Origin of the sequence: Nonomuraea sp. NPDC026600 (assembly GCF_040638335.1) — a bacterium.
GTDB lineage: Bacteria > Actinomycetota > Actinomycetes > Streptosporangiales > Streptosporangiaceae > Nonomuraea.
The window spans coordinates 216,846-241,394 of sequence record NZ_JBEZYD010000007.1; the positions used below are offsets into that span (position 1 = coordinate 216,846).

Below are 24,549 nucleotides of genomic sequence, written 5' to 3' on the forward strand. Positions count from 1 at the left end.
GTTCGCGCCGAGCCTGATCGTGGCGGTGTACGCGGTGCCGGCAGCGGCATCCACTCCGGTCGCCGGAAGCCCGGCGACCGGAACGGATGGAGCGCCGCGCGGCCGGGACGGCTGGACCCCTGCCGGCCGTCCCGGCCGATCACCTGGCCGCGAAGAACTCCCGCGGTGTTGTGGCTCTGCCCCGGCAGCACCCTCGACCGAGCACCGGGCAGTTGTCCGTGGTCATCACGCCGAGAAGAGGCGGTCCAGCCAGGTGTGCCAGACCGGTCCCTGGTCGCCGGTGCCGGTGAAGAGGTGGTGCGCGGCGACCATCGAGCCGCCGATGCCCTGGAGGAAGCGGTAGATCGCGTCCGGGGTCCGCACGCCGAGCGTCTGGGCGTTGGCGAAGTAGACGACGCCTTCGATCGGGGCGAGCCCGGCGGGCGTGAACCGTACGGGATCGCCCGGTTTGGGATGGTCCGGGATGCCGAGCTCGCCGTAAAGGACCGCCCAGGCGCGCGGCCAGTCGGCGACGTGCGGCCCGAACTCCGTGACGGGCGTCGCGGTCCGGCCGCCGAAGTGCGTCAGGTAGGCGACCAGCGTGGCGAAGAACATCTCCAGGCCCATGGACATGGCCTCGAACTCGGTCTCCCAGTCGTCACCGGGCAGGAAGCCGCTGGCGACCATGCGCAGCGTGGTGCTGCCCTGGTCGCGGCCCTCGACGAGGAACTCGAAGGCGACGAACCGGCCGTCCTCGGCCGTCGGGCTGGTGTGCGCGAACCGGGCGGGCGGCTCCGAGGTGGTCACGGTGGATTCGGGGGTGTACTGGCCGAAGGCGGTGCGTACCACGCCGTCGGCCACCTCGTTGCGGCCCATGAACCACGAGTCGATGCCCGGCCCGGTCGCGATGGCCGCCCACACCTCCTCGGGACTCGCCCCGACCGTGGCCTCCTGGGGGAGCTCGAAGGACTGTCCCACCTCAGCGCTCCTTCAGCGAGGGGTGCAGCGCGACGACCAGCCGGTGGTCGCGACCGCCCTCCGCCCTCTCGTCGTGGTACTTGCTCACCAGCGCGGTCACGGCGTCGGCCAGCTCCTCGGCGAAGGCCGCGCGGTCGGCCGCCGAGGCGAACCGCACCTCGCCGTCGATCGCGAACGTCGCCACCCGCTTGCGGGCCTCGGTGGCGCCGGTGATCAGCGCCCCGACGTCGCGGACGAGCTGGGCGGCGACGGCGAGCAGCCAGCGGGCCGACAGCCGGTCGGGTGACTTGCCCGGGTCGGGCTGCACCGCGGCCAGCGCGATCGGGGAGATCACGAAGGACGCGGCCGTGGCCTGCATCACCCGCTCGGTGACGTTGCCCTTCTTGCGCTCCTCCACGAGCTCGACCAGCCCGTGCCGCTCCAGCGTGCGCAGATGGTAGTTGACCTTCTGCCGGGCCAGGCCGACCCTGGCCGCCAGCGACGTGGCCGAGCCTGGCTCGACCAGCTCGGCCAGCAGCTTCGACCGCATCGGGTCGAGCGACGCCTCGGCCGCCGCCGGGTCTTCGATCACCGCCACTTCGTACATGGATAAAACGATCGCACCGAAAAAAGTTGTTGTCAAGAAATGCGAGCTGCTCGGGTATCGACCCCAGTCGGCTCGTCGGCGGCCAGGCATCCGGGGTCGTGCGCCGACGTCCTGCTCCGGTTCACGCCGGCAGGAAAGTGTCCAGAGCGTCGGCGACCAGTTCCGGCCGCTCCAGAGTCTGCATGTGGGGGGTTCCGGGCAGTTCCTGGTAGATGGCGCTTGGGATGCGCCCGGCGAGGGCGGCCATGATCTCCGGCGTCGTGGAGGCGTCGAGCTCCCCCGCGAGCACCAGGACGGGCGCCTCGAACCCCGCGAGCCCGCCCTGCACGTCCAGCCCCTTGAAGGAGCGCCACGCGGCGGCCCAGTCGGCCGGGTCGCCGCGCAGCACGCACTCCCGGGCGTACCGGACTCCCCACTCGTCGGTGGCGAGCGCGGCGGGGGTGAACCAGCGGGTGAGCGACGGCACGATCTGAGCCCGCATGCCGTCGGCTTCGGCCGACCGCGCTCTGTCCTCGAACGCCCCGAACGGGAAGTCCGTGGTGGCCAGCAGCGACAACGAGGCGAACCGCTCCGGATCGGCGATCGCGGCGGCCTGCGCGATCCCGCCGCCGTAGGACAAGCCGACGACGTGCGCGCGGTCGAGCCCGAGGGCGTCGAGCACGCCGACGAGATCCCGGACCGTGTCGGCCATCGTGAACGGGGACGGCGACCCGGCCGCGGCCCCATGGCCCCTGATGTCGTACGCGTACACGCGGCGTCCCGCCGACAGCCGGGTCATGACGGGCTCCCACATCCGCCGGTCCAGGCCGAGCCCGTGGAGCAGGACCACGGGCGGCCCGCTCTCGCCGCGCTGGGCGACCACCGTGTCATGATCGGCCAGCCGCACCTTGTGCAACACGGCCGGGCGCGGGATTCCGGCTTCGGCCAAGACCTCGTCGATGACGGTGAGGGCGTTCAGCGCCCGGGGGAAGCCCGAGTACAGGGACACGTGCTGGGCCAGGGCCCGCAGTTCCTCGGGCGCGATGCCGTTGTGCAAGGCGGCGCGCGCGTGTGTGGCGAGCTGCGCCTCCGCCCCGCCGATGGCGGCCAGGATCGCGACGGTCGCCGTCTCCCTGGCGGCACGGCCCAGCTCGGGGCGGGCGAGCGTCCCGCCGAACGCCCCCTCGACCAGGGCGTCGTACATGTGCGGCGACATCAGCCGTACCTCACGCAGCGTCTCCTCAGGATCGGCCCCCATCAAACCTTGGAACTCCCTGCGACCCCTCATGCCACACCCCTTCTCCGTAGCTTCTTGTGATCAAAGCCTGCGGGAGCTGCAGTGATATGTCCAAGACATGTTCCGCCTCGTGGTTATATATCGGATATATCACCACCGAGCGCGGCTAGCTCGGGGTGCTCGGCCACGAAGGCGATGAACGCCGCCAGCGCCGCGGCCGGAGCGCGGGCCGTCGACCAGGCCAGGGACGGCGTCCAGGACGGTTCGGGGTCGAGCCGGACGATGACCACCGGCATCCCGGGCTCCTCGGCCACCGAACGCGGCAGGACGGCGGCGGCGAGCCCGACACTCGCCAGCGCGCGGGCCGTGCGATAGTCGCGGGTCTCGAACCTGACCCTCGCCTTGGCGCCCGCCGCCACCAGCGCGGACAGGACGATCTCGCGCACCGTCGACCCCGGCGGGTACAGCACCAGGTCGGCCCCGTCCAGCTCCGCCACCGGCAGGCGTTCCCGCCCGGCGAAGGGCGTACCTTCGCCGGTGATGAGCACCAGCGGCTCGGCGCCGAGCGGATGCCAGGCCAACCGCGTGTCACCGGAGCCGGGCCGGGTGGCCAGGGTCGCGGCGTCGAGCCGGCCCGCGTCCAGGTCGTCGAGCATGTCCTGGGTGGTCTGCTCCTTCAGCTCCACCGTGACCGCCGGGTAGGCGGCGGAGAAGGCCGCCAGCACCCGCGCGACCTGGGTGGCCAGCCCTCGGGCGGTGCCCAGCCGGATCCGGCCGCGGGTCCCCTCGGCCCAGCCGAGCATCTCCTCCTCCACCGCCGCCAGGTCCGACAGGACGCGGTCGGCGTGCTCCAGCAGCGCGTGACCGGCCGGGGTGATCCGTACGCGGTGCCGGTTCCGCTCGAACAGGGTCAGGCCGAGTTGGCGTTCGAGCTTACGTATCTGCTGGGACAACGCCGGCTGCGCGATGCGCAACGTCTCCGCGGCCCGGGTGAAATGGAGCTCCCGGGCCACGGCCTGGAAATATTCGAGCTGACGAGAGCTGATCATCGCTCGATTGTCCCAGCGCGCCCACGGCTCGTGCGGGACGCCGTGCGCCCTTTGGGCGTCAGGCGGGTGGCAGCCACGCGTGGAGGGCCGCCGTCAGGGTGGTGGTGTCGGCCGAGCCCGGGGCGGATGCCCAGGCGACCGTGCCGTCGGGGCGGACGAAGGCGGCCGACAGGCCGTCATGGTCCTCGACGGTCGCCTCGGCGACCTCCAGCGAGCCCCGCCAGGCCGCCGCCGCCTCCGCCACCTCGGGCTGTGAGGGGGCGTGGACGAGCAGCGGCCGGCCGGACGCGGCGAGGTCCGCGAGGGTCCGCGTGGCGCCGGACGGCAGCGTGAGCCGCAGGTCGGGGCAGGGGCGGCCGGCCAGGGGGTGGGTGGCGGGGTAGGGGAGATCGTAGCGGGTGCCGAGCCCGTTCAGCAGCCGCCCGAAGTAGCGGTTGACCTCCGGCAGGTCGAGCAGGTCCGACACGATGTCGCGCATGGCGGCCGCGTGCGCGCCGGGCCGCAGCAGCGCCGACTGGGCGCGGGTGTTGTGCAGGACGGCGGCGCCCACGGGGTGGCGTTCGGCGGTGTAGGTGTCGAGCAGGCCGTCCGGCGCGCGCCCGGCGACCGTGGCCGCGAGCTTCCAGCCCAGGTTGACCGCGTCCATCAGCCCCAGGTTCAGCCCCTGGCCGCCGTTGGGAGAGTGGACGTGAGCGGCGTCGCCCGCGAGCAGGACCCGGCCGAGCCGGTAGGTGGCCGCCTGGCGGGCGACGTCGGTGAAGCTCAGCGTGTCGTGAACCGCCGCCACTTCGACCTCGACGCCCGTCACCCTGAGCAGGCTGTCCCGCATCTCCTGCCCGGTCAGCGGCGCGTCGCGGTCCTCGGGGAAGCCGTCGAACTCGACCGTCGCCACCATGCCGGGAGCGCACATCAGCATCCCCGTCGGCTGCCAGCCGGACTCGGGCAGCCGCTCCGTCCCGGAGATGTCGCCCCTCAGCCGCCGGACGACACTCGTGGGGGCGGTGCCGGGAAAGTCGAACCGGGCCAGCTTCCGCACCGTCGATCGGCCGCCGTCGCAGCCGACGACGTACGCGGCGGAGATGTGCCGCTCCCCCGCCGGGGTTCGCACGGTCACGGTGACGCCGGAGTCGTCCTGGGTCAGGGCCGTCACCTCGTGTTCGCGCCGGATCGGGACGCCGAGCGAGGCCAGGTGCTCGGCGAGGATCCGTTCCAGGTCCGGCTGCCAGATCAGCGCGCCGGTCCGCTCGGGTTCCTCCTGAAGGTCGGGGTCGATCTTGTTGATCTGGGCGAAGTGCCCCTTCTCGCTTCCGTGGTCGCGTGCTTTGTCGGCGAGCCCCTGTTCGTGGAACTTCGCCACGGCCTCCCCCAGCCCGCGGCGGCGCAGCGCCTCCGCGGCCAGCGGCCCGATCCCGCGCGCCTTCGGCTCGCTCGTCGGCTCGGCGAGCCGGTCCAGGACCAGCGGCGTGGCCCCGGCCAGCCGCAATTCGGCGGCGAGCAGCAGACCCACAGGTCCGGCCCCGACCACCACGACATCGGCGTTCATACGCCCTCCAAACTAGACTAGACGGTCTAGTCTCGTACACTAGACCCTATTCGGAGAGAGTGGGTACAGACCATGGCCGACCACGGCCCGCGACGCTCACCGGCCAAGCGCCGGGCCATCCTCGACGCCGCCATCCAGGTCTTCACCGACCTGGGCTACGCCCGCGCGAGCGTCGACGCGATCGCCGCGCAGGCGGGAGTCGGCAAACAGACCGTCTACGGCCACTTCGGCGACAAGGAACAGCTCTTCCTCGCCGCGATCCAGGAGGCCAGATCGGCAGTCGCAGGCGCGCCGGGCCGGAACGCGCCGGCGACAGGAGGCCCGGCGGGCCGCGGCACGTCGGCGGGCGGCGGTCCGGCGGGTCGGGGCACGGCGGCGGGCGGCGGTCAGACCGGCCGTGACGCGTCGGCGGGGGGCGGTCCGGTGGGGCGCGGGGGGATGGCGAGGGCGGGCGTCGTTTTCACGGGTGATCCACGCGAGGACCTGACCGCGCTCGGCGAGTGGACGCTGGACATCGCGCTGTCTCCGCGGGTGGCGGCGCTGCACCGGCTGACCATCGCGGAGGTGGGCCACCATCCGGAGCTCCAGCGCACCTGGCGGGCGAGCTCCTCGTCGCTGGGCGGCGGCGTGGCGGACTATCTGCGCGCGTGCGACAGCGACGGCAGGCTGCGGGTGCCGGACCCGGACAGGGCGGCCCGCCAGTTCTCGCACCTGGTGGTCAGCGAGGCGCGCGTCGACACGGCGTACGGCATGCTGCCCCTGCCACCCGAACGGCGGCACGCCATCGCCGCCGACGCCGCCGATCTCATCGTCCGCGCCCACCACGTCTAATGCGGAACGAATCCTTCCGCATTGCCGCCTACGGTAAGTCTCATGATGGAAATGTCGTGGTCCCAGGTCAGCGCCAGGCGTTTGGAGCGGCACGGCCTGACCGCCCCCGCCAAGGACGCCACCCCGGCGGACGTCGTCGCCGCCATGTGCGGCGCCCACGCTCAGGTGATGTCGGCGGCCGAGCTGTCGGTCGGCCTCCGCCTCGACGGCCTCACCCGTACCGGCGTGCGCGAGGCGCTGTGGGGTGAGCGCAGCCTGGTCAAGACGCACGGCCCGCGCGGTACCGTCCACCTGCTGCCCGCCCGCGACCTGCCGATGTGGATCGGCGCCCTGTCGTCGGTGCCGTCCTCGTACGCCGCGCACGCCCCGGGCATACGCCTGACCCCCGCCCAGACCGACCAGGTCGTGGAGGCGATCCGCGAGGTGCTGACCGGAGCCGCCCTGACGATCGACGAGCTGAGCGACGCGGTCGTCGCCACCACGGGACCGTGGGCGGGAGACCTCGTCATGCCGGCCTTCCAGACGATGTGGCCGCGCTGGCGGCAGGCCATGGCGACGGCGGCGCATCGGGGCGCGTTCGTGTTCGGCCCGGCGAGGGGGCGCAAGGTCACCTACACCGCCCCACCAGCGGGTTTCCGCCCGGCTGACGGATGCGCCGAGCTGGTGGACGCCTATCTGCGGGCGTACGGTCCCGCTACGCCTGAGCAGTTCGCCAAGTGGATCGGCGCGCCGGTGAAGTGGGCGAGCGCGGCCTTCGCGGCGGCCGAGACGGAGCAGGTGCTGTTCGACGGCAGCCCGGCCTGGGTCGCGGCCGGCGACACCGAGGCGCCGGACGAGCCGCCGAGGGGCGTGCGGCTGCTGCCGTACTTCGATGCCTATGTGGTGGCCGGGCGGCCGCGCGAACTGCTGTATCCGGGCGCGGCCGCCGCGCGGGCACTGGCCGGCGGCCAGGCGGGCAACTTCCCGGTGCTGCTCGTGGACGGTCAGGTGGCGGGGGTCTGGCACCAGCGGCGGTCCGGCCGCCGGCTGGCCGTCACGGTGGAGACGTTGCGCGAGCTCACCCCCGCCCAGCTACGCGAACTCGACGAGCAGGTGGCCCTCGCCGGACAGATCCTGGAGGGCGAGCCGCGCCTGACACTCGGCCCGATCACCGTGGGCGGCCACGCCTGACGTTGACCCCTGCGGGATTAGTCAACTAAGGTTGCTAGCGTGCCCGCTGCTGAGATCCCCGTTTCCCAAGAACCCGCCGATCGGCTGGCGGCCGTGGCGGCGTTGCGGCGCCTGGCCGACCAGTTGGAGGACGACGCCGTCGAGCAGGCGATGCGCGCGGGCTGGAGCTGGCCGCAGGTCGCCGAGGCGCTCGGCGTGACGCGCCAGGCCGTTCACAAGAAGCACGCCAAGCGGCTCATCGCCGCCGGCGTCACGCTGAGGAGGCGCTGACGATGGCCGCCATCGACCACTACATCAACACGATCATCGACCAGGGCGGACACGAAGCCCAGCAGGACGGCTCGGCGAGCGTCGAGGCGCACCACCTCCTGCTGGCGATCGCCGCCGAGCAGGAGACCGGCACCCATCAGGTCCTGGCCTCGGTCGGGCTCGATCACCAGGCGATCCGCGACGCGCTGGACAAGGAGTTCGAGCACAGCCTGGGCGCGGCGGGAGTGTCTCTCGCCACCTTCGCCCTGCCGCGGCCGAGCAGTGCCGCCGAACGGCCCACCCAGATGGGGGCATCGGCCAAGCTCGCCCTCGAACGGGGCTTCGCGTCCGTCCCCCGCAAGAAGGATCTGCGGCCGGCGCACCTGCTGCTCGGGATCGTGCGGGCTCAGGTCGGCACCGTGCCGCGCGCGCTCGCCCTGGCCGGCGTCGACCAGGCGGACCTGGTGGTACGCATCCTGGATACGCTCCCGGACGACGGCGAGTGACGCACGGCCACCGCTGGCCGGCCCCGCTGGAGAGCGCGTGACCGCGTCGCCCAGGGCGGCGGCACCGGACCGCGCTTGGGCCCGAGGCCGCGCCGACGACATCACCGCCGCGCCAGGAACCGCAGGTCAGTTGGTGGGGCCCAGCCCGGCGATCCGTCGCTCGCGTACGTCCTGCAGAGCTCGCAGGTAGCCGATCTCCAAGGCGCGGCAGACCAGGTTGTTCATCTCGGCCGAGCCGTCCAAACGCCCCCAGCCGGAGAATTCGCTGACCACCGCCTCATCGGCCAACCGCTCGTCGCGGCCATCATCCGGACGTGGACCGTCATAGCGGATCCGGCCGACGAACTCACTCCATTCCTCCAGCTCGGCGCGCGCATCATCTTCGTCGCTCATAAGCCCTCGATCTCCAGTTACCCCTAGCAGAGACTCCGTCATGCAGTGCGCCCGAGGGAAGGCATCCCCGCTCTGTCCGCCACGGTACGGCGCGCCGGTGCCGCACGTCATCAGCTCACCGCCGCACCACTCACTCTCATGAGCGCGCCTTGGCGTCGAAGGCTGCTCGGTCGCGACCTACGACGTCAACGAGGCGAACCTGGCCGTCACGGCGGAGCGCGCCCGGAAGGCCGCGTCCGGGGACGTCCGTCCGCTCGATGGTGAAGGCCATGGGCGAGGGTTTCCGAGACAACGCCCCGAGGTCACCTGTCCGTGACGTCAGACATGCGCAGGAGGACGGCCGCGAGAGCGGCTCGAGAGGAGACCTCCAGCTTGCGGTAGACCCTCGCGAGATGAGCCTCCACCGTCCTGGTGCTCAGGTAGAGCTGGTCCGCGATCTCACGGGAACGCTTCCCCTCGGCCGCGAGCTCCGCGATCTCCCGTTCCCGTTCGGTGAGCAGGCCCAGCAGGTGTGACCGAACGACGACCACTCCTGGGCCGGGCACGGGGGCCGCCAGCTCGCCCCGCACGCGTACCGCCTCCTCGCGCACCCTGACCGCCCCGCAACTCCTGGACCCGGACACAGCGGAGTTCAGCCAGCTCAGCGCCACTTCCTGGCCCATGGCCGCCGCGGCTGAGCGGGCTCCCGACACCAGCGTCCAGGCGTGCCGCACCGGCATGCCGGCCCGCCGGAAACCGTCCGCCGCATCCTCGAACAGCTTCACCGCCGCGTCGTGTTCGCCGTCGGTCTGGTGCAGCACGGCTCTGGCCAGCCACGCGCTCGCCCGCTGGACCGACAGGCCCAGCTGGGCCGCTGTCGTCTCCGCATCGTCGGCGGAACGGTCGGCGGTGTCGCGGTCTCCGCACCGCAGCGCCGCCGTGGAGAGCAGTGCCAGCAGCTCAGCGCGGGACTGCGGCTGGGCCAGCGGCAACCCCGCGCCGCCTCCTTCCTCCAGCAAGATCCGGACGCAGCCCCGCGCGTCCCCGCTCATCAGCCGGATCTGGGCGAGCTGCCCCGCCGCCGCACCTCCCCACCAGCCCTGGCCCGGGGACGTGGTGCGGAAGCCCTCCTCAGCGAGCGCGACGATCTCAGCGGCGTCCCGGCGGCTGCGCGCCCACATCAGCGACGTGGCACGCGTCGTCATCGCGAACCCCGCGGCATCGTCAGCGCCTATGGCGCGGGCCACCCGCTCGGCCTCCAGCGCCCACTCCACCGCTCGGTCCAGCCGGCCCGTCCACTGGTCCAGGACCGCCAGCCCGAGAAGGTGGTGCGTCGCGATGTGCTGTTGCGCACCGCCGCTCGTGACTCTCAACCCCCTGCGCAGGTGCCGGTAGGCATCCCCGAACCGTTGCAGGTACATCTCCGCACAGCCCACCATGGCGAGCACCTCTGGAATGCGCGCGGCCGCCGCGTCGGGTAATCCGTCGACGAGCCTGGCGCACGCCGCGACTTCGGGGATCGCGGTGTTCATCTCGGCGAGGTAGGCGTCACCGAACGCGGCGAGCACCTGCACGCCCAGCTGTGTGAGGTCCCCCCTTTCCTCCGCCGCGCCGGCGACCTCGCGGACCAGCGGGCGCGCCTGACGGTAGGTGTTACGCAGCATGTGCACCAGCCCGTACTTGAACGCCAGCTCGGCGATGCCGGCGGGAAGCGGATCGGGCAGTGGCCGCGGCAGCCCTTCGAGCGCCGCGTGCGCCATGGCCTCCGCCTCCTCGTACCGGCCCAGCAGGCGCTCGACGTCGGAGCAGGCCGCGTACGCCGACCGGCGGATGTCAGCGGGCAGGTGCGACTGGTCACGCAGCACCTCGTGGGCAAGGGCGCGGGCCTCTTCCAACCGGCCGGCGGCGGTGAGGGCCTGGCAGCACGAGAGCATCAGGGTGGCGCGGTGCGGAGTCAGCCGGTCGCCACGCGGGGAGGAATCCAACACCAGGCGCAGCCAGCGAGCTGCGGTGGCGGGGGTCTGGCCGACGACCTCGGCCGCGCCCTCGGCGAGCACCTGGAGGGCAGGCACGCCGTCAGTGCCCGTCAGATGCTCCGCGTGCCTGGCTCGATCGGCGGCCGATGCCCCTCGCGCGGACAGCAGGCCGAGCGCTCTGCGATGGGCGGGCAAGAGGAAAGAAGGGACGGCGCGTTGCTGGACGACGTGCCCGAGCACGCCGTGACGGAAGGCGAACCGCCCGCCAGAAGCGAGCGGACGCACCAGGTCACCGCTGGTGAGCTCAGCCAGCACGTCGAGGGTCCGGTCCAGGCCGAGCCTGGAGACCACAGCGGCATCCTCAGGCCGGAACGGGTCGCCGAGCACGGCGGCCGCGCCGAGCGTCATGGACGCGTCGGGAGTGAGCTCATCCAGTTCGGCGATCAGCGTCGCCGACTCGCGGAGCAGCGCGTCCCGGTCGGCCCCCGCGCGATCCGGCCAGCTGTCGGGATGCCACCCGGCGGCCGCGAGGATGCGCAGGTTGCGGGGGTTGCCGCCGCAGGCCTCGTGCAGGTGCTCGGCGTACCTGCGAGCCTCGAGGTGCTGGTACGAGCGCACGCCGACGGAGCCCTGATCCGAAGTCGGCACGGCGGGAGCGTCGCCGGCTTTGTGCAGCCCTTCCAGCACGGAGGCCACCGCGTCGGGAACCAGCGGTCCGGGTTCGAGACGGACCACCGTCCCGGTCTGCGCACCATGGTCCAGCGCCTCCAGCAGCAGCGGCCGGGTCTGCCGGGGCCGGTGCGCCACGGCGAGGACGAGTGGGCCTGGCACAGGGGTGCGGACCAGTTGGGCGGCCAGGTCCGCCGAATCCTCGTCGCACCACTGAAGATCGTCCAAGATCAGCACGCCGCCATGATCCGCCGCCCAGTCCGCGAGCAGAGTACGGACGGCACGGCCCACCCGGAAGCGGGGATGCGTGGGAGCGCCCGCGGCCCCGGGAGCCCGATCTTCGACCACGGCTTCCATGCTCGGCCGGTCGCCCCAGGCGTCGCGGAACACTTGGTACGGCACGCGGCGGCCGGGTGCTTGCCGGTGGACCCGCGCACCTCGTACGGCATGAGCGCGTAACACCCGGATCCCCGCCTGACCGGCCAGCGCCTCCAGAACGCCCAGCAGGCTCGTCTTGCCTATCCCGGGGTCTCCGGCGATCTCGACCACCGTGCCGCGGCCCGCGGTCAGAGCCTTCACCACGTCCTCGAGCCGCGCGATCTCCGAGTCTCGTCCCACCAGTCGCTCGTGCGATGTCCCTGCGAACACGTATGCCCCTCCCGGCCGCGTCCGTCGAGACCCACAACCGGGGAGTCAAGCCCGGCCTCGACTGCGTCAACCCATGCCGGCGGTCAGTTCCCGGAGCCGGAATACATACGCCGACTCGATTCGAGCCCAAGCATAGATTGGGTCAGTGACATTTCCGGATGGACCCGATCGTATCCTTCCTCCCGCAGGTACCCGGCGGCAGGCGATCCTCTGGGGAGCCGGATCACTGTGTGAAGGCACCAGATGGGCGGAACTTCCCCAGCGGCCACGCACCCCACCCGGCACGCCCTATCGGCTGGTCACGCCGCCGCCGGCCCTCCGTATCGAGCACGACCGACCAGTGATGTGCCGCACGCTCGGCTCACGATGCTGTCATGATGTCACTTACCACGCGCTGTCAATGAAAATGAACGACACTGCAAAGTGAAGCACCAGTCGAGCTGTCACCGCTTTCGCAGAGTTCCCTAATATCAACGCTGATTTCGTCGCTCATTGCCATGGCAGCGGGGCGCCACTTCGGCACCTTGCGACATTGCCGCACAGGCCGATATCCGAACGGCTTCGGCAGGTCGGCCGCACGAGTCGGACGGCAGCCCGTACGGTCGGCCCACGCGGGACATCTACGTATCCGCACTAGGTAGTTTTGCTGATGCAGGCGGACTCGGCCCGTGGAAGAGTAGCCGCCCGAAGCCTGGGCGGGAAAGCGTGTGCACGCGGTGGCCGTGAGTGGCGCCGCCCCAGCGTGCCCGCTCGACGGAGGCCGTACATACGCCCGTGAGTCCGGGGCACTCGCCGGCCGGAGTCCACAGATTCCTGAGCGGCGAGGATGCACCCCTATTTCGGAGGCAGCGAAAAACGACTCCCTCCGTTGTCGGCTGCGCTCAATCGTCGCAGGCAGCTGCGGCCGCCCATATACCACACATTCATTCCGAGGTGAACTGACATGACCAACAGCGGCACGTCGCCCTATCACCAGAACGACCCGGGCCAGCACTCGACGCCGGCCGGATCGTCTCCATACGGAGCGCCGCAGGGATCCGGCCAGGCCCCGGGCGCCCTCCCGCTCGCAGAGTGGTGGCAGCGCTTGGTCGCCCGCATCATTGACGGGGTCATTCTGGGAATCGTCACCGCCATTCTCAGCATGATCCTGACGCCCATTCTCGTCAGCGCCGACGGCAGCGGCGTCTTCCTGGCCGCCCTGCTGAACGCGGTCCTGGGTGCGGCGATCTATTTCGCTTACGAGTTCTTCATGCTCCGCGGCAGCGGGCAGACGGTCGGGAAGAAGGTGATGGGCCTCCGCGTGGTGCCGGTACCCTCGAACCACGCCGCCGAACCGCTGTCCTCCAACGCCGTCATGACCCGCGCGGGTGTGCTCTGGGGCCCGCTGGCGCTCAACTTCATCCCCGTCATCGGATTCGTCGCCTACCTCGCCTACCTCGTGAACGTGCTCTGGCAGTTCTGGGACAAGCCGCTGCACCAGTGCCTGCACGACAAGCTGGCCGGCACCGTCGTCGTCAGGGTGAAGTAGCCGACAAGACCCGGGACCGATCCTCCCGATGATGTCTCACGACGCGCCTGTGGCCGGCAACGCCCACAGGCGCGTCGGCGGTACGGCGTGATACGCCCCTCCTCTCATGTGCTTCTGGCCGCATCTCGAGATACTCTATCCATCGAAATATTTAAATATTCTCAAGGATGGAGTTCGGGTGAAGGTGTTGGTGGTGGGCGCGGGAGCACTTGGGCAGGTCTTCGGAATGTGGCTGGCGGCCGGCGGCGCCCAGGTCAGCTACCTGGTCAAGCCCGGCAGAGAGCACTGGGCGGACGGGGACGGCGCGCTGCTGTACCGGCTGCGCCGGCGCGGACGGGCCGTCGAGCGGCGACTGACGCCGTACCAGGTGGTCACTGAGCCGGTGGCCGGAGAGTGGGACATGGTGTGGCTGTGCGTGGACTCCACCGCGCTGCCCGGCTCCTGGATGGGAGACCTGCACGCCGCGACCGGCGGCGCGACCGTGGTCACCATCAGCCAAGCACCGCAGGACCACGCGGTCCTCACCCGGACCTGGCCGGCGGAGCAGATCGTCCAGGTGATGCCGGCCCTTCTCGCCTACCAGGCGCCGATGCCCGGGCAGGTATGCGAGCCCGGCATCGCCTACTGGGCGCCACCCGGGGCGGCGCTCGGCGTCTTCGGCGCGGAACCGCGCGCCCGGCAGGTGATCGCCGCGCTCCGGGCGGGCGGCGCGCGTGCCAGACGCACCCGACGGCCGGGGGCGAGTGACCTCACCGCCGCCCGGATGATGCCGTACATCGCCGCGCTGGAGAGCGCGGGCTGGTCGATCGCGACCACCCGGTACGCGCGCGCGGCACGGGCGAGCCGTGAGGCCCTCGCGATCGCCGCGGCAGGGCACGGAAGGCGGGCCCCGCTCGCGATCCCGGCCTGGGCCGTGTTCTTGGCCCTACGCGCGCTGCCGCTGCTCGTGCCCTTCGACCTGCCGCGCTACCTTGAGACGCACTTCACCAAGGTGAGCGCGCAGACGCGCCTGATGCTGGCGGGCTGGATCGCCGAAGGGGCGGCCCGTGGCCTGCCCGTCACCCACCTCACGGAGCTGCGTGCCGAGGTGTCCGCATGACCGGCCATGCCGCCGCGCGGGACGTCCTGGCCCTGTTCGCCACGACCCGGCCGCTGTTCACCGCGCTGGGCGACGAACGCAGGCAGGAGATCATCGTGTTCCTGCTCGAATCCGGCGCTTCGCGCAACGTGGGCGACATCGCCGACCACCTGGGCCTGTCCCAGCCCGCCGTGTCGCACCATCTGAAGATCCTGCGTGACGCGGGGCTGCTCACCGTGCGCCGCGACGGCGCCTACCGCCTGTACGCGCTCAACGCGGCCGACTATCCACGCCTGCTGACCCCGCTGCGCGATCTGACCTCTTCGATCATCGCCTGCGCCACGGCTCCTGGCCCGCCGGCTTGACCCTGCCTGCGCGCCAGGGGTCGCCGTCTCACCCGGGCACCCGCCGCGTCGCGGCACTCTCCCGCACGGCCAGTTCGGCGAACGCGGTAGCGGCAGGCAGCGGCTCGCCCTCGGCCGGGACCCCCAGCAGGATCGTCCGCAGTTCCTCAGGTTCGAGCGGTACGGCGCACACCCCGGCGTGCTCCGGGGGCAGGGACAGTTCCGGCATGACGGAGACGCCCAGGTGTTCCGCGACCATGGCGAGGATGCTGGTGGTGTCGCGTACCTCGTAGTGGCAGCGCAGCCGGACGCCGGCCCGCCGTGCCAGCTCGGTGATGAGCGGCTCGCACCCGCCCGTCGACATGATGAAGGGATAGCGCGACAGCTCGGCGATGGTGGTCGCGGCCCGGACGCCCAGCGGATGGCCGGCCGGCAGGACGGCGAGCAGCCGGTCGCGGGCGAGCGGGACGGTGACCAGGTCGGGCGCCTCGGCCGTCACGGTGCCGACGTCGACCGCCCCGGTCCGCAGCCATTCGGCGACCTCGGCGTCGGATCCCTCGATCACGGTGAGCCGCACCCGCTCGTGCGCGGCTTCGAACGCCCGGAGGATCCGCGGCAGCAGCCGGGCGTTCGCGCTGGGGATCGCGCCGACGCGCAACCGCCCGCCGGTCTCGCCGCGTGCGGCGGCGGCCTCCTTGTCGAGTGCTTCGAGCTGCCTCAGGATGAGGTCCGCTCGCCTGCTCACGGTACGGCCCGCGGCGGTCAGGGTGACCCCGCCGCTGCCCCTGACGAACAGGACCAGCCCCAGCTCCCGCTCCAGGCTGCCCAGCGCGTGGCTCACGGCGGACTGGGTGGTGCCGAGCTCCTCGGCGGCGCGCGTCATGTTCCCGGTCCTGGCGACGGCGCGCAGCACCCGAAGCTGGCCGAACGTCATGCCCGGCGCCGGGCCCGGAGAGCCGCCCGCAGCAGCCCGGTGACCAGCGGATGCGGTTGTTCCGGCGTCGATCGGGCCTGCGGCACGAACAGGGTGGCCACGTAGAAGGGATGCCCGGGAAGCTCCAGCACGCGTGCCTCCTCCTCGGCGTCGACGCCTGTCACCCGCAGCCCTCCGTCGTGCAGGGTTCGCCGGTGGCCGGGGTTGAGGCCGAAGTCGCAGTAGTAGCGCTCCTCGACCTCCGTGACACCGTACAACTCCGCCGCCCGCGACCCCGCCGCGAGGCTGACGGGCAGGGTCTTCCCGGCGAGTGAGCAGGTCAGCGCGGAGACGAACAGGTGCGACGCGTACGGGTCGTACTCGGCGTGCTGGGCGTCCTCGAAGCCGAGCACGTGGCGGGCGTACTCGATCACCATGTGCTGGAAGCCGCCGCAGGTCCCCAGCGTCGGCACGCCGTGCTCGCGGCCGTGACGCAGGGCGGCGAGGGCCCCGGCCAGGCTGCGGTACGGGCTGCCGGGCGCGCACCACAACGCGTCGGCGGCGCGTACGGCCGACAGGTCTCGTTCCAGCGGCTCGGTCGCCAGCCACGGGATCTCGATCTCGATCCCCAGCCGCGTCGCGGCGTGAGCCAGCGCGTCGTTCGTGGCCGTGTGCGGGGCGAACGTCCGGTCGAAGTCGCCGATGACGGCGACGAGCAGGGCAGGAGCCATGCCGCCACTATCGGGGGCGGCGGACCCGCGTGCCAATGCCGGACCGCGCGGCGGGTATGAGGAGACGCTCATGTCGTTCGCACCGTTCGACCTGCGGAAATGATAAGTGTCGCCACATGAGGAAAACGATCATCGGGGGCGCTCTGGCGGGTGCGGCGCTGCTCGCGGCGGCCGCCTGCGGGGCCGACGCCCGTCAGATGTCCGCGCAGGGCGCCGATACTCCCACGCCGTACAGCGCCGCTACCACATCCCCGTACGCGGAGGCCGACTCGAAGAAGCACTCGGGGGTGAAGAAACTGGAGGAGGTGGGGCAGGCCGCATTGAAGGCCGTGCCCGGCTCGACGCTCGTCTCGATGGAGACCGAGGAGAACGGCAGCCTGTGGGAGGTGCGGGTGGTCGACGCCAAAGGCACCGAACACCAGATGGACGTAGAGTCCGGCACCGCGAAGGTCGTCAGCGGCCCGTCGGCGGAGGATGACGGCTCCAAGGACAAGGCCAAGGACCTCGACCGGATCAAGGCCGCCAAGCTCGACTACCGGCAGGCCGCCGACAAGATCGCCACGGCCGTACCGGGCGGCCGCATCACCGAACTGAACCTGGACAGCCACCGAGACAAGATCGTCTGGGAGGTGGAGGTGGTCGCTTCCGACGGGAACAAGCAGAACATGACGGTTGACGCGATCGACGGCAAGGTCACCAAGGACAGCGAAGGGGACTGATCGGGGACCGCGAGCGCTGACCGCGCCCCCGACGGTCAGCGCGCCGCCACATTCCGTGAAACACGTTAGCGACCCGTGCCCGCCAGCCAGGCGGCCACCCCCGCCCGCAACCCCACCTTGAGCTCCTCCTCGGCGAACGACGCGTCGATCGAGGCCCGGGCGAACCCGGCCAGCTCCGCGTCGTCGTACCCGAAGACCTCCCGCGCCCGCGTGTACTCCTCCGCGAGGTCGGTCTCGCCGTCGGTGTTGAGCGTGACGGCCAGCCCCGCCTCGCGCAGCCGCCGCAGCGGATGCTCGGCCAGGCTGGGCACGACACCGAGCAGGACGTTCGACGTGGGGCAGACCTCCAGCGGAACCCCGCGCTCACCCATCTCGGCGACCAGCGCGTCGTCCTCCAGAACGCGGACGCCGTGCCCGATCCGCTCGGCGTGCCCGGCCACGAGCGCCACCCGGATGCTCTCCGGCCCGCCGAACTCCCCCGCATGGTGCACCAGGTGCACCCCGGTGTCCCTGGCCGCGTCGAGCACCTCCGCGAACGGCGCCAACGGGTGGCTCTCGTCACCCGCCAGCCCGATGCCGATGACCGCCTCGTAACGGGTGGCGAGCTTCAGCGTCTGCCAGAACCGTTCGACGGAACGCCGCCGCGAGTGGTCGAGCAGCACCCGGCACTCGATCCCGTAGCGGCGCGACCCCTCGGCCAGCCCGTCGAGCACCGCCTCCAGCGGCATCTCCGGCGCGCCGAGCCGCTCGCCGTGCGAGGCCGCGGTGAACGACACCTCCGCGTAGCGGGTGCCCTGAGCGGCCTCGTCCTCGCAGAACTCCAGCGCCACCCGCCGGAAGTGCTCGGCCGTGCGCAGCCGCCCGCGCGTCAGCGCCCGATGGTCGGCGAACTCGCGGAACGTGGCGAACGGCCCGCCCCGGACCCCCGGGCCGCCGAACTCGCGCGAGGTCTCGGGCCGGACCGTGCTCTCCAGGTGAACGTGCAGGTGGGCTTTGGGCAGCAGCCGTACGTCTCTCACTGTCAGCACCCTAGTCACCAGCCCGGACGGCCCGCATCTCGGTTTTGCCATTGACTGACCGGTCAGTCATAATGGCCGCATGTCCCCCCGGAAGGTCGACAAGGCCGCGCGACGCAAAGAGATCCTCACCGCTGCGGTGAAGCTGTTCGCCCGCAAGGGCTTCGCCGCCACCCGCATCGACGACATCGCCGCCGAGGCGGGCATCGCCAAGGGCAGCGTCTACCTCTACTACGACAGCAGGGACGCGCTGCTGGAAGCCGCGTTCGAAGCCTACAGAGCCATGTCGGCCGACATCTTCGACCGGGCGGTCAACGGCCCCGGCCCCGCGCTGGAGCGGCTGGGCGGGCTGGTGCACGCGGTGCTCGACGTGCTGGCCGCGCAGCGCGAACCGGCCCGGATCATGGTCGATCTGTGGGCGGCGTCCCGGGAGGCGGAGAAGTCGCCGGTGGACATGGCGGCCGTCTACGGCGATATGCGGGCGGCGATCGCCGAACTCCTGCGCCAGGCCGACAAGGAAGGCGCGCTGCGCGCGGGCGTGAGCGAGCACCACGCGACCGTCATCGTGGGCGCCCTCGAGGGCTGCCTGCTCCAGTGCCTGGTGGATCCCGGCCTGCCCGCGACGGAGCTGGCCGAGCCGATCATCCAGGTCTGTCTGGAGGGCCTGCGCCGACCGGCCGCTTGACAAGCTCGGGGGGCTGATAGAGCCTCCTTGCAGAGATCTCCGGCCCACCAGCCACTTCGCCTCCCTAACGGGTGAGGAGACGATGCCGGAAGAACACGAGCCGATGCCGTCACCGGCGCAGCAGCGGTTGTGGTTTCTCCAGCAGCTCGCGCCGGATTCGCCGCAGTACAACGTCTTCCGGGGCTACGAGCTGCGCGGACGGCTGGACGTGGCGGCGCTGCGCCGGGCCCTCGGCGCGCTGGCCGACCGGCACGTCGCGTTACGCATGAGGTTCCCCGCCGACGGCGGGGTCGCCCGCGCGGTGGTGAGCGGCTGCCCCTTCGACGTCGAGCTGCCCACCACCGATCTCGCGGGCGAGCTCGTCCGCTGAGCGACGACCAGCTCACCGCCGCCCTGGCCGGCGCCGGGCTGATCGTGGACCGCTTCCTGACCCCCGACCGGACATGGCTGGCCGCCCGTCCCGACCCCCAACCGGACGCGCCCGACCGCCTGGCCTAACCCCGATCGGACGTGGCTGGCCGCCCGTCCTAACTGAGGTATTCGCGCAGTGCCAGGGCTCTGGACGGGTGGCGGAGCTTGGACATGGTCTTGGCCTCGATCTGCCGGATCCGCTCGCGCGTCACCCCGTAGATCCTGCCGATCTCGTCGAGGGTCATCGGCTTGCCGTCGGCGAGGCCGTAGCGCATGGTGATGACGCCCGCCTCCCGCTCGGACAGCTCGTCGAGCAGGGCCCGCAGTTGCTGCTGGAGCAGGATGAACGAGACCGCGTCGGCCGGGGAGACGGCCTCGGTGTCCTCGATGAGGTCGCCGAACTCACTGTCGCCCTCCTCACCGAGCGGCGTGTGCAGGGAGATCGGCTCGCGGCCGTAGCCCTGCACCTCGGAGACCCGGTCGATGGGCAGCTCGGTCTCGGCGGCGATCTCCTCGGGCGTGGGCTCGCGGCCGAGCTCGCCGGACAACCGCCGCTGCGTCCGCGCCACCTTGTTGATCATCTCGACCATGTGGACCGGGATGCGGATCGTCCGCGCCTGGTCGGCCATCGCCCGGGTGATGGCCTGCTTGATCCACCACGTGGCGTAGGTGGAGAACTTGAAGCCGAGCCGGTAGTCGAACTTCTCGATCGTCCGGATCAGCCCCAGGTTGCCCTCCTGGATCAGGTCGAGGAAGAGCATGCCGCGGCCGGTGTAGCGCTTGGCGATCGACACCACCAGGCGCAGGTTGGCCTCCAGCATGCGTTCCTTGGCCCGCGTGCCGTCGTCGGCGATCCATTCGAGGTCGGCCCGCAGCTCAGTGGGCAGGTTGGTCTCCGTGCTGAGGCGCTCCGTGGCGAACAGGCCCGCCTCGATCCGCTTGGCGAGGTCGATCTCCTGCTCGGCGGTGAGCAGCGGCACCCGCCCGATCTCCTTCAGATATGCCTTGACCGAATCAGCGCCGACGACGGCGGCACCGTCGGCGATGTTTTCGTCTAGCTCGAGAACCTCTGCCGCTTGGGACAAGACACTCTCCTCGCTCGGGTCGTTCGACTGGCGAATATCGATGTCGGACCTAGAAATCCCTCGGGGGCGAGGGAGCGGGAGAGCGGGCAGGTCGTCGCGGACCACGCTGCCCATCTGCTCCTGATGTGCGGGCCCGGCTGGACGACCGCGGCCCGGGGGGCGAAGACGGCCATCATCGGTTACTTCCCGCGCGTGGGGGATTCAGCACCCGTCCGTCGTAAGAGGTTCGCGGTGGTGGTGCGGGGCAAGGCGGGATCGTGCCCGCCGCCGTAGTGGAGAAGGCGACGAGACGTGTGTCCGGCCTGCTCGATCCCGCCATCAATATCCAAGCTACCCGCTGCCCGGCCATGCTCGGCCCGGCCCAGCCGTCGGCGAAGGAACGCTGCCATGCGAAGCTCCCCTCCTCGACGCGGCACGCCGTCCTCAAGCTCCCACATGCCACCGACAGTTCCGCCGGCCAGAGCCGACCAGAGCCGACCAGAAAGACCAGGAAGGCCATCTGGCTCCGGCGCCCGCGCGTCCGGCAAGACCGCACTATTGCGGCAGGTCCCTTTCCGCGTTGAGCAGCTCGTCGAGTGCCGCGCGCAGATCGTCGGCGAGCTCCCAGGCGTCGGGCACCATCTCCCTGTCGGTGATCACCCCGATGTCCAGCGAGCCGTCGTAGGAGAAGGCGGTGATGTTCACGCCGCCGCTCACGTCGGTGATCACCGAGACCGGGTAGTGGGTGAGCAGCCGCGCCCCGCACACGTACAGGGGGAACTGCGGGCCCGGCACGTTCGAGATGGCCACGTTGACGGGCGGCGCGGTCTGTCCGACCAGGCCGAACGCCGATCTGGAGGCCAGTCCCATGAGGGCGGCGGGCATCGACTCGCTCAGCTCGCGCAGCCACCGCGCGGGCGCCAGCGAGAACCTGTCCTTGATCCGCTGCATGGCCAGCCGCACCTGCTGCAGCCGCGCGACGGGGTCGTCGAGGTGGACGGCCAGCGGCGCCGTCATGAACGTCACCTGGTTGCCCCCCGCCCCCGGCTCCCGCAGCGAGAACGGCACCCCGGCCACCAGCGGCTGGCGTGGGATGCCGCCGTGCGCGGCCAGCCACCGGCGCAGCGCGCCCGCGCACACGGCCATCACCACGTCGTTCACCGTCACCCCGAACGCCTTGCGCACCTGCTTGATCTCCTCCAGCGGCAGCGAGACGAACGCGAAGCGCCGGTGCTCGGAGACCGGCCCGCTGAACGGCGTCTTGGGCGCGGGCAGCGACGGCAGGTCGGGGGCCTGTCCGGAGCCGGCGACCTTGCGCGCCAGTCCGGACATCATCCGGCTGCCCGGAAGCGACGACACGACGGGGATCTCGTCCAGGTGCGGCATCGCCCGGGCGGCGAACCGTACCGCCTGCGCCGGATTGCCCGCCAGCCTGGCGAGCCCGCGCAGAATCATCTCGGCCGATCCCGGCGGCGGCGAGTCGCGCTCGGGCGCGACCGTGGGGGTCGGGGCGGGTACGGGGCCCAGGTCGAGGAGCGCGGCCAGCACGTCGGCGCCGCCGATGCCGTCCACGGCCGCGTGGTGGATCTTGGTGTAGAGCCCCATGCGGCCACCGGACAGGCCGTGGATCAGGTAGATCTCCCACAGGGGTCGGCGGCGGTCCAGGCGGCGGGCGTGCAGCCGGGACACCTGGTCGGCCAGCTGCCTGTCGTCGCCGGGCGGCGGTAACCCGATCTCGCGTACGTGATAGTCGAGGTCGAGGTCGTCCTCCTGCACCCAGTAGGGGTGATCCAGTCCGAGAGGCACGAGCGCCAGCTTGCGGCGCAACGCGGGCACGTACGGCAGCCGCCGTTCCAGCAGAGCCTGGAGGTCGGCGCGGTTGAGGTCGCCGTCCAGGATGGCCAGTCCGGCGATGTTGGCGATGTTCGTGGCCGTCTCGAAATGGAGGAACTGGGCGTCCAGGGCTGTTAGCTGCGGCATGGCTCACACCTCCGTCCCGAACCAACCAGAATCAGCTCATTACTTCAAGTGAGCGCGCCTCCGCGTCGGGCTCGGCGAAGGCCAGCAGGGCCATCCCCTCCTCCTCCAGCACCTCGGGCGAGACCGGCGTGAAAGGCGTGATGAGCAGCTTGGCCTTCCTGCCCGCGCGCTTGATCTGCCAGGTCCCGGCCACGAAGCCGTCGACCAGGTAGGTGGCGCGGACGCGCAGGTTCTTGGTGACGACCTGGCCGCGGTACTCCTCGGGCAGCACGCGGGTGCGGTCGGCGTGGCCGAGCATCAGGTTGTCGAAGTCGGGCAGGAACCTGACCGGCGCCGGCATGTCACCCTCCGGCCTGGGGGCCTCGGGCAGGTCGAACAGTTCCTTGCCGTGCTCGTCCACCATCACCTCCAGCCGGTCGCGCATGCCGTTCAGGACGCTCTTGAGCCCGGTCAGCCCCGACCACGTCTGCATGTCGGCGGCACTGGCCGGCCCGAACGCGGCCAGGTACCGCTCGACGAGCGTCCCGAGGTCCGGCTCGGCGGCGAGCTCGATGCCCGGCAGGGCGAAGGCGGACTCGCGCGGGAAGCTCCACGGGTCCTCGGTCGGCACCATGATCAGCGGGACGAGCATGCGCACCGCGTAGCCGAGCGCCCGATCGTAGGCGCCGGGGAACTCGTTCTCCAGCCGCGGCCGCAGCTCGTTGAACGTGTGCGGCCCCTCGGCCAGCAGCCGCTCCGCCACCGTCGCGACGGCGTCGAAGTCGATCTCGGGGAAGCGGCGCGCCGCGCCGGCGAGCAGGGGGTGCAAGAGGGGACGGAACGCGGCGAAGTCCGCCGCGGTCACCAGGTGCAGGGTGGCCCGCATCATGGTGGCGCGCACCAGCGTGCGCGCGCGCAGCGCCGCGTGCAGGTCATCGCGGGCGAACCCGTCCAGCCGGGTCCACATTCCCAGGTACGGGGGGCGGGGCTCCTGCGCCTGCAGGCCGGCGAGGCGATGCGCGACGCTGGTCACGCCGCCCTGGTGACGCCGCAAAAGATGCTGCCGGGCCAGGGTTGCCCGGTTGAGTTCCCTCAGGGTGAGCATGAACACATCATGCCCTTTGCTACTAAATTTCCGGTTCAATCGGTACGCGCTACCTACCCCGCGCTGGACGACGGCCACGCCTACCTCGACGGCGCGGCGGGCACCCAGACGCCACAGTCGGTCATCGACGCCATCGTGGTCGCCTACCGCACGGGCATCGGCAACGTGGGCGGCGCCTTCGAGGCCAGCCACCGCTCCGACGAGATCGTGGCGGCCTGCCGCGCGGCCGTGGCCGACCTGGTCGGCGGGCGACCGGACGGGGTGATCCTGGGGCCGAACATGACCACGCTCACCTACCGCTTGGCCGGGGCGCTCGCCAAGGACTGGGGTCCCGGCGACGAGGTGGTGGTGTCGCGGCTCGACCACGACGCCAACGTCCGGCCTTGGACGCAGGTGGCGGCGCGGGCCGGGGCGACGGTCCGCTGGGCCGAGGTGGACCCGGCGACCGGGGAACTGCCGGTGGAGCAGTACGCGAACCTGATCGGCGAGCGCACCCGGCTGGTGGCGGTGAGCGCCGCCAGCAACGTGCTGGGCACCCGCCCGGACGTGGCCGCGATCGCCGCGCTGGCGCACGGGGCGGGGGCGCTGACCTACGTGGACGGGGTGCACGCCACCGCGCACGGTCCCGTGGACATGGTGGCGCTGGGCGCCGACTTCTACGCCACCAGCGCCTACAAGTGGGCGGGACCGCACATCGGCGCGGTCGTCGCCGACCCGGCGCTGCTGGAGACGATCAGACCGGACAAGCTGGCCTCCTCCGCCGATACGGTGCCCGAGCGGTTCGAGAGGGGCACGTCCGCCTTCGCCGATCTGGCCGGGGTGACCGCCGCCGTGAACCACCTGGCCAAAATGGTCCCGGGCACGGGCACCCGCAGGGAGCGGCTGCTGACCTCGTTGTCGGCCGCGGAGTCGTACGAGCTGGAGCTGTTCGCCGTGCTGCTGGAGGGCCTGGAGTCGATGCCGCACGTCACCCTGTACGGCAAGCCCGCCCGGCGCACCGCGACCGCCTACTTCACCGTCGCCGGGCGTACCCCTCGCCAGGTGGCGGAGGCGCTGGCCGCACGCGGCGTGAACGTGTGGAACGGTCACAGCTACGCCTGGGAGCTCACCGGCGCGCTGGGCATCCGCGACTCCGGCAGCGCGGTGCGCGCCGGGCTGGTGCACTACAACGACCCTTCGGACGTCGACCGGCTGCTGCAGGGAGTGGCCCGCCTCCAGGGCTAA

At 71.6% G+C, this 24,549-nt stretch carries 24 protein-coding genes; 11 read left to right on the plus strand and 13 right to left on the minus strand.

The genetic code is table 11. The annotated features are described in order from the left end of the window. Positions 1–225: 225 nt before the first annotated feature. From AB0F17_RS19290 to AB0F17_RS19310, 5 genes are all read right to left on the minus strand, one after another. On the minus strand, positions 226–957 hold the full coding sequence (locus AB0F17_RS19290; protein WP_358024457.1) for an SRPBCC domain-containing protein: 732 nt from the start codon (positions 955–957) through the stop codon (positions 226–228). A 1-nt stretch (position 958) separates the two neighbouring features. Next, positions 959–1,543, minus strand: coding sequence for a helix-turn-helix domain-containing protein (locus AB0F17_RS19295; protein ID WP_358024460.1), 585 nt, complete (start codon positions 1,541–1,543; stop codon positions 959–961). Positions 1,544–1,664: 121 nt separating this feature from the next. Next, positions 1,665–2,780 (minus strand): alpha/beta fold hydrolase, encoded by a 1,116-nt coding sequence (locus AB0F17_RS19300; RefSeq protein ID WP_358024463.1) that lies wholly within the window; start codon positions 2,778–2,780, stop codon positions 1,665–1,667. Positions 2,781–2,893: 113 nt separating this feature from the next. Continuing rightward, entirely contained in the window at positions 2,894–3,808 is a 915-nt protein-coding gene (locus tag AB0F17_RS19305; protein ID WP_358024466.1) for a LysR family transcriptional regulator, read from the minus strand. A gap of 58 nt (positions 3,809–3,866) precedes the next feature. Further along, positions 3,867–5,351 carry an FAD-dependent monooxygenase gene (locus tag AB0F17_RS19310; protein WP_358024469.1) on the minus strand — a complete coding sequence of 495 codons (1,485 nt, stop codon included), beginning with the start codon at positions 5,349–5,351 and terminating at the stop codon, positions 3,867–3,869. A 72-nt stretch (positions 5,352–5,423) separates the two neighbouring features. Here AB0F17_RS19310 and AB0F17_RS19315 point away from each other — a divergent pair, with 72 nt between their 5' ends. The 4 genes from AB0F17_RS19315 to AB0F17_RS19330 are packed head-to-tail and all read left to right on the plus strand — an operon-like array spanning position 5,424 to position 8,107. Beyond that, positions 5,424–6,182, plus strand: a complete 759-nt coding sequence (locus AB0F17_RS19315) for a TetR/AcrR family transcriptional regulator (RefSeq protein WP_358024472.1) — start codon at positions 5,424–5,426, stop codon at positions 6,180–6,182. A gap of 42 nt (positions 6,183–6,224) precedes the next feature. After that, on the plus strand, positions 6,225–7,352 hold the full coding sequence (locus tag AB0F17_RS19320; protein WP_358024475.1) for a winged helix DNA-binding domain-containing protein: 1,128 nt from the start codon (positions 6,225–6,227) through the stop codon (positions 7,350–7,352). Positions 7,353–7,391: 39 nt separating this feature from the next. After that, positions 7,392–7,622: a hypothetical protein gene (locus AB0F17_RS19325; protein WP_358024478.1), complete on the plus strand. Its 231-nt coding sequence runs from the start codon at positions 7,392–7,394 to the stop codon at positions 7,620–7,622. Between the two features lie 2 nt (positions 7,623–7,624). Beyond that, the gene (locus AB0F17_RS19330) at positions 7,625–8,107 is read left to right on the plus strand and encodes a Clp protease N-terminal domain-containing protein (protein ID WP_358024481.1); all 483 of its coding nucleotides are present in this window, start codon (positions 7,625–7,627) and stop codon (positions 8,105–8,107) included. 126 nt (positions 8,108–8,233) lie between these two features. Here the strand turns inward: AB0F17_RS19330 and AB0F17_RS19335 are convergent, their stop codons facing one another. Further along, on the minus strand, positions 8,234–8,500 hold the full coding sequence (locus tag AB0F17_RS19335) for a hypothetical protein (protein WP_358024484.1): 267 nt from the start codon (positions 8,498–8,500) through the stop codon (positions 8,234–8,236). 302 nt (positions 8,501–8,802) lie between these two features. Next, a complete protein-coding gene (locus tag AB0F17_RS19340) occupies positions 8,803–11,742 on the minus strand; it encodes an AAA family ATPase (protein WP_358024487.1) in 2,940 nt (979 codons plus the stop codon). 973 nt (positions 11,743–12,715) lie between these two features. Here AB0F17_RS19340 and AB0F17_RS19345 point away from each other — a divergent pair. From AB0F17_RS19345 to AB0F17_RS19355, 3 genes are all read left to right on the plus strand, one after another. Further along, positions 12,716–13,300 carry an RDD family protein gene (locus tag AB0F17_RS19345; protein WP_358024490.1) on the plus strand — a complete coding sequence of 195 codons (585 nt, stop codon included), beginning with the start codon at positions 12,716–12,718 and terminating at the stop codon, positions 13,298–13,300. A gap of 178 nt (positions 13,301–13,478) precedes the next feature. After that, a complete protein-coding gene (locus AB0F17_RS19350) occupies positions 13,479–14,399 on the plus strand; it encodes a 2-dehydropantoate 2-reductase N-terminal domain-containing protein (RefSeq protein ID WP_358024494.1) in 921 nt (306 codons plus the stop codon). Next, complete coding sequence (locus AB0F17_RS19355; RefSeq protein ID WP_358024497.1) at positions 14,396–14,743, plus strand: metalloregulator ArsR/SmtB family transcription factor; 348 nt, start codon at positions 14,396–14,398, stop codon at positions 14,741–14,743. The genes AB0F17_RS19350 and AB0F17_RS19355 overlap by 4 nt, the downstream gene beginning before the upstream one ends. A 28-nt stretch (positions 14,744–14,771) precedes the next feature. On the opposite strand, the gene AB0F17_RS19360 is transcribed toward AB0F17_RS19355, so the two are convergent. Both AB0F17_RS19360 and AB0F17_RS19365 read right to left on the minus strand, forming a co-directional pair. Further along, a complete protein-coding gene (locus tag AB0F17_RS19360; protein ID WP_358024501.1) occupies positions 14,772–15,656 on the minus strand; it encodes a LysR family transcriptional regulator in 885 nt (294 codons plus the stop codon). Continuing rightward, positions 15,653–16,366, minus strand: coding sequence for a hypothetical protein (locus AB0F17_RS19365; protein ID WP_358024504.1), 714 nt, complete (start codon positions 16,364–16,366; stop codon positions 15,653–15,655). Before AB0F17_RS19365 ends, AB0F17_RS19360 begins: the two co-directional genes overlap by 4 nt. A gap of 116 nt (positions 16,367–16,482) precedes the next feature. Between AB0F17_RS19365 and AB0F17_RS19370 the strand changes: the two genes are divergently transcribed. Then, complete coding sequence (locus tag AB0F17_RS19370; RefSeq protein ID WP_358024507.1) at positions 16,483–17,085, plus strand: PepSY domain-containing protein; 603 nt, start codon at positions 16,483–16,485, stop codon at positions 17,083–17,085. Between the two features lie 65 nt (positions 17,086–17,150). Here AB0F17_RS19370 and add read toward each other — a convergent pair whose 3' ends face one another. Continuing rightward, positions 17,151–18,113 carry an adenosine deaminase gene (gene add, locus AB0F17_RS19375; RefSeq protein ID WP_358024510.1) on the minus strand — a complete coding sequence of 321 codons (963 nt, stop codon included), beginning with the start codon at positions 18,111–18,113 and terminating at the stop codon, positions 17,151–17,153. 70 nt (positions 18,114–18,183) lie between these two features. On the opposite strand from add, the gene AB0F17_RS19380 reads away from it, so the two are divergent. After that, a complete protein-coding gene (locus AB0F17_RS19380; RefSeq protein WP_358024513.1) occupies positions 18,184–18,786 on the plus strand; it encodes a TetR/AcrR family transcriptional regulator in 603 nt (200 codons plus the stop codon). A gap of 82 nt (positions 18,787–18,868) precedes the next feature. Continuing rightward, a complete protein-coding gene (locus tag AB0F17_RS19385) occupies positions 18,869–19,156 on the plus strand; it encodes a condensation domain-containing protein (protein ID WP_358024516.1) in 288 nt (95 codons plus the stop codon). A 157-nt stretch (positions 19,157–19,313) separates the two neighbouring features. Here AB0F17_RS19385 and AB0F17_RS19390 read toward each other — a convergent pair whose 3' ends face one another. The 3 genes from AB0F17_RS19390 to AB0F17_RS19400 form a co-directional block, all read right to left on the minus strand. After that, complete coding sequence (locus AB0F17_RS19390; protein ID WP_358024520.1) at positions 19,314–20,396, minus strand: RNA polymerase sigma factor; 1,083 nt, start codon at positions 20,394–20,396, stop codon at positions 19,314–19,316. A gap of 420 nt (positions 20,397–20,816) precedes the next feature. Beyond that, positions 20,817–22,241 (minus strand): wax ester/triacylglycerol synthase family O-acyltransferase, encoded by a 1,425-nt coding sequence (locus tag AB0F17_RS19395; protein WP_358024523.1) that lies wholly within the window; start codon positions 22,239–22,241, stop codon positions 20,817–20,819. A gap of 31 nt (positions 22,242–22,272) precedes the next feature. Beyond that, positions 22,273–23,325, minus strand: coding sequence for a winged helix DNA-binding domain-containing protein (locus AB0F17_RS19400; protein WP_358024526.1), 1,053 nt, complete (start codon positions 23,323–23,325; stop codon positions 22,273–22,275). Positions 23,326–23,334: 9 nt separating this feature from the next. Between AB0F17_RS19400 and AB0F17_RS19405 the strand changes: the two genes are divergently transcribed. Then, positions 23,335–24,549, plus strand: a complete 1,215-nt coding sequence (locus tag AB0F17_RS19405; RefSeq protein WP_358024529.1) for a cysteine desulfurase-like protein — start codon at positions 23,335–23,337, stop codon at positions 24,547–24,549.

Coding starts and splice junctions, on each gene's coding strand:
- AB0F17_RS19295 (WP_358024460.1), bottom strand. CDS start 1,543: ATGTACGAAGTGGCGGTGATCGAAGACCCGGCGGCGGCCGAGGCGTCG.
- AB0F17_RS19300 (WP_358024463.1), bottom strand. CDS start 2,780: ATGGGGGCCGATCCTGAGGAGACGCTGCGTGAGGTACGGCTGATGTCG.
- AB0F17_RS19305 (WP_358024466.1), bottom strand. CDS start 3,808: ATGATCAGCTCTCGTCAGCTCGAATATTTCCAGGCCGTGGCCCGGGAG.
- AB0F17_RS19310 (WP_358024469.1), bottom strand. CDS start 5,351: ATGAACGCCGATGTCGTGGTGGTCGGGGCCGGACCTGTGGGTCTGCTG.
- AB0F17_RS19315 (WP_358024472.1), top strand. CDS start 5,424: ATGGCCGACCACGGCCCGCGACGCTCACCGGCCAAGCGCCGGGCCATC.
- AB0F17_RS19320 (WP_358024475.1), top strand. CDS start 6,225: ATGATGGAAATGTCGTGGTCCCAGGTCAGCGCCAGGCGTTTGGAGCGG.
- AB0F17_RS19330 (WP_358024481.1), top strand. CDS start 7,625: ATGGCCGCCATCGACCACTACATCAACACGATCATCGACCAGGGCGGA.
- AB0F17_RS19335 (WP_358024484.1), bottom strand. CDS start 8,500: ATGAGCGACGAAGATGATGCGCGCGCCGAGCTGGAGGAATGGAGTGAG.
- AB0F17_RS19345 (WP_358024490.1), top strand. CDS start 12,716: ATGACCAACAGCGGCACGTCGCCCTATCACCAGAACGACCCGGGCCAG.
- AB0F17_RS19355 (WP_358024497.1), top strand. CDS start 14,396: ATGACCGGCCATGCCGCCGCGCGGGACGTCCTGGCCCTGTTCGCCACG.
- AB0F17_RS19360 (WP_358024501.1), bottom strand. CDS start 15,656: ATGACGTTCGGCCAGCTTCGGGTGCTGCGCGCCGTCGCCAGGACCGGG.
- AB0F17_RS19365 (WP_358024504.1), bottom strand. CDS start 16,366: ATGGCTCCTGCCCTGCTCGTCGCCGTCATCGGCGACTTCGACCGGACG.
- AB0F17_RS19370 (WP_358024507.1), top strand. CDS start 16,483: ATGAGGAAAACGATCATCGGGGGCGCTCTGGCGGGTGCGGCGCTGCTC.
- AB0F17_RS19380 (WP_358024513.1), top strand. CDS start 18,184: ATGTCCCCCCGGAAGGTCGACAAGGCCGCGCGACGCAAAGAGATCCTC.
- AB0F17_RS19385 (WP_358024516.1), top strand. CDS start 18,869: ATGCCGGAAGAACACGAGCCGATGCCGTCACCGGCGCAGCAGCGGTTG.
- AB0F17_RS19390 (WP_358024520.1), bottom strand. CDS start 20,396: ATGGGCAGCGTGGTCCGCGACGACCTGCCCGCTCTCCCGCTCCCTCGC.
- AB0F17_RS19395 (WP_358024523.1), bottom strand. CDS start 22,241: ATGCCGCAGCTAACAGCCCTGGACGCCCAGTTCCTCCATTTCGAGACG.
- AB0F17_RS19400 (WP_358024526.1), bottom strand. CDS start 23,325: ATGCTCACCCTGAGGGAACTCAACCGGGCAACCCTGGCCCGGCAGCAT.
- AB0F17_RS19405 (WP_358024529.1), top strand. CDS start 23,335: ATGCCCTTTGCTACTAAATTTCCGGTTCAATCGGTACGCGCTACCTAC.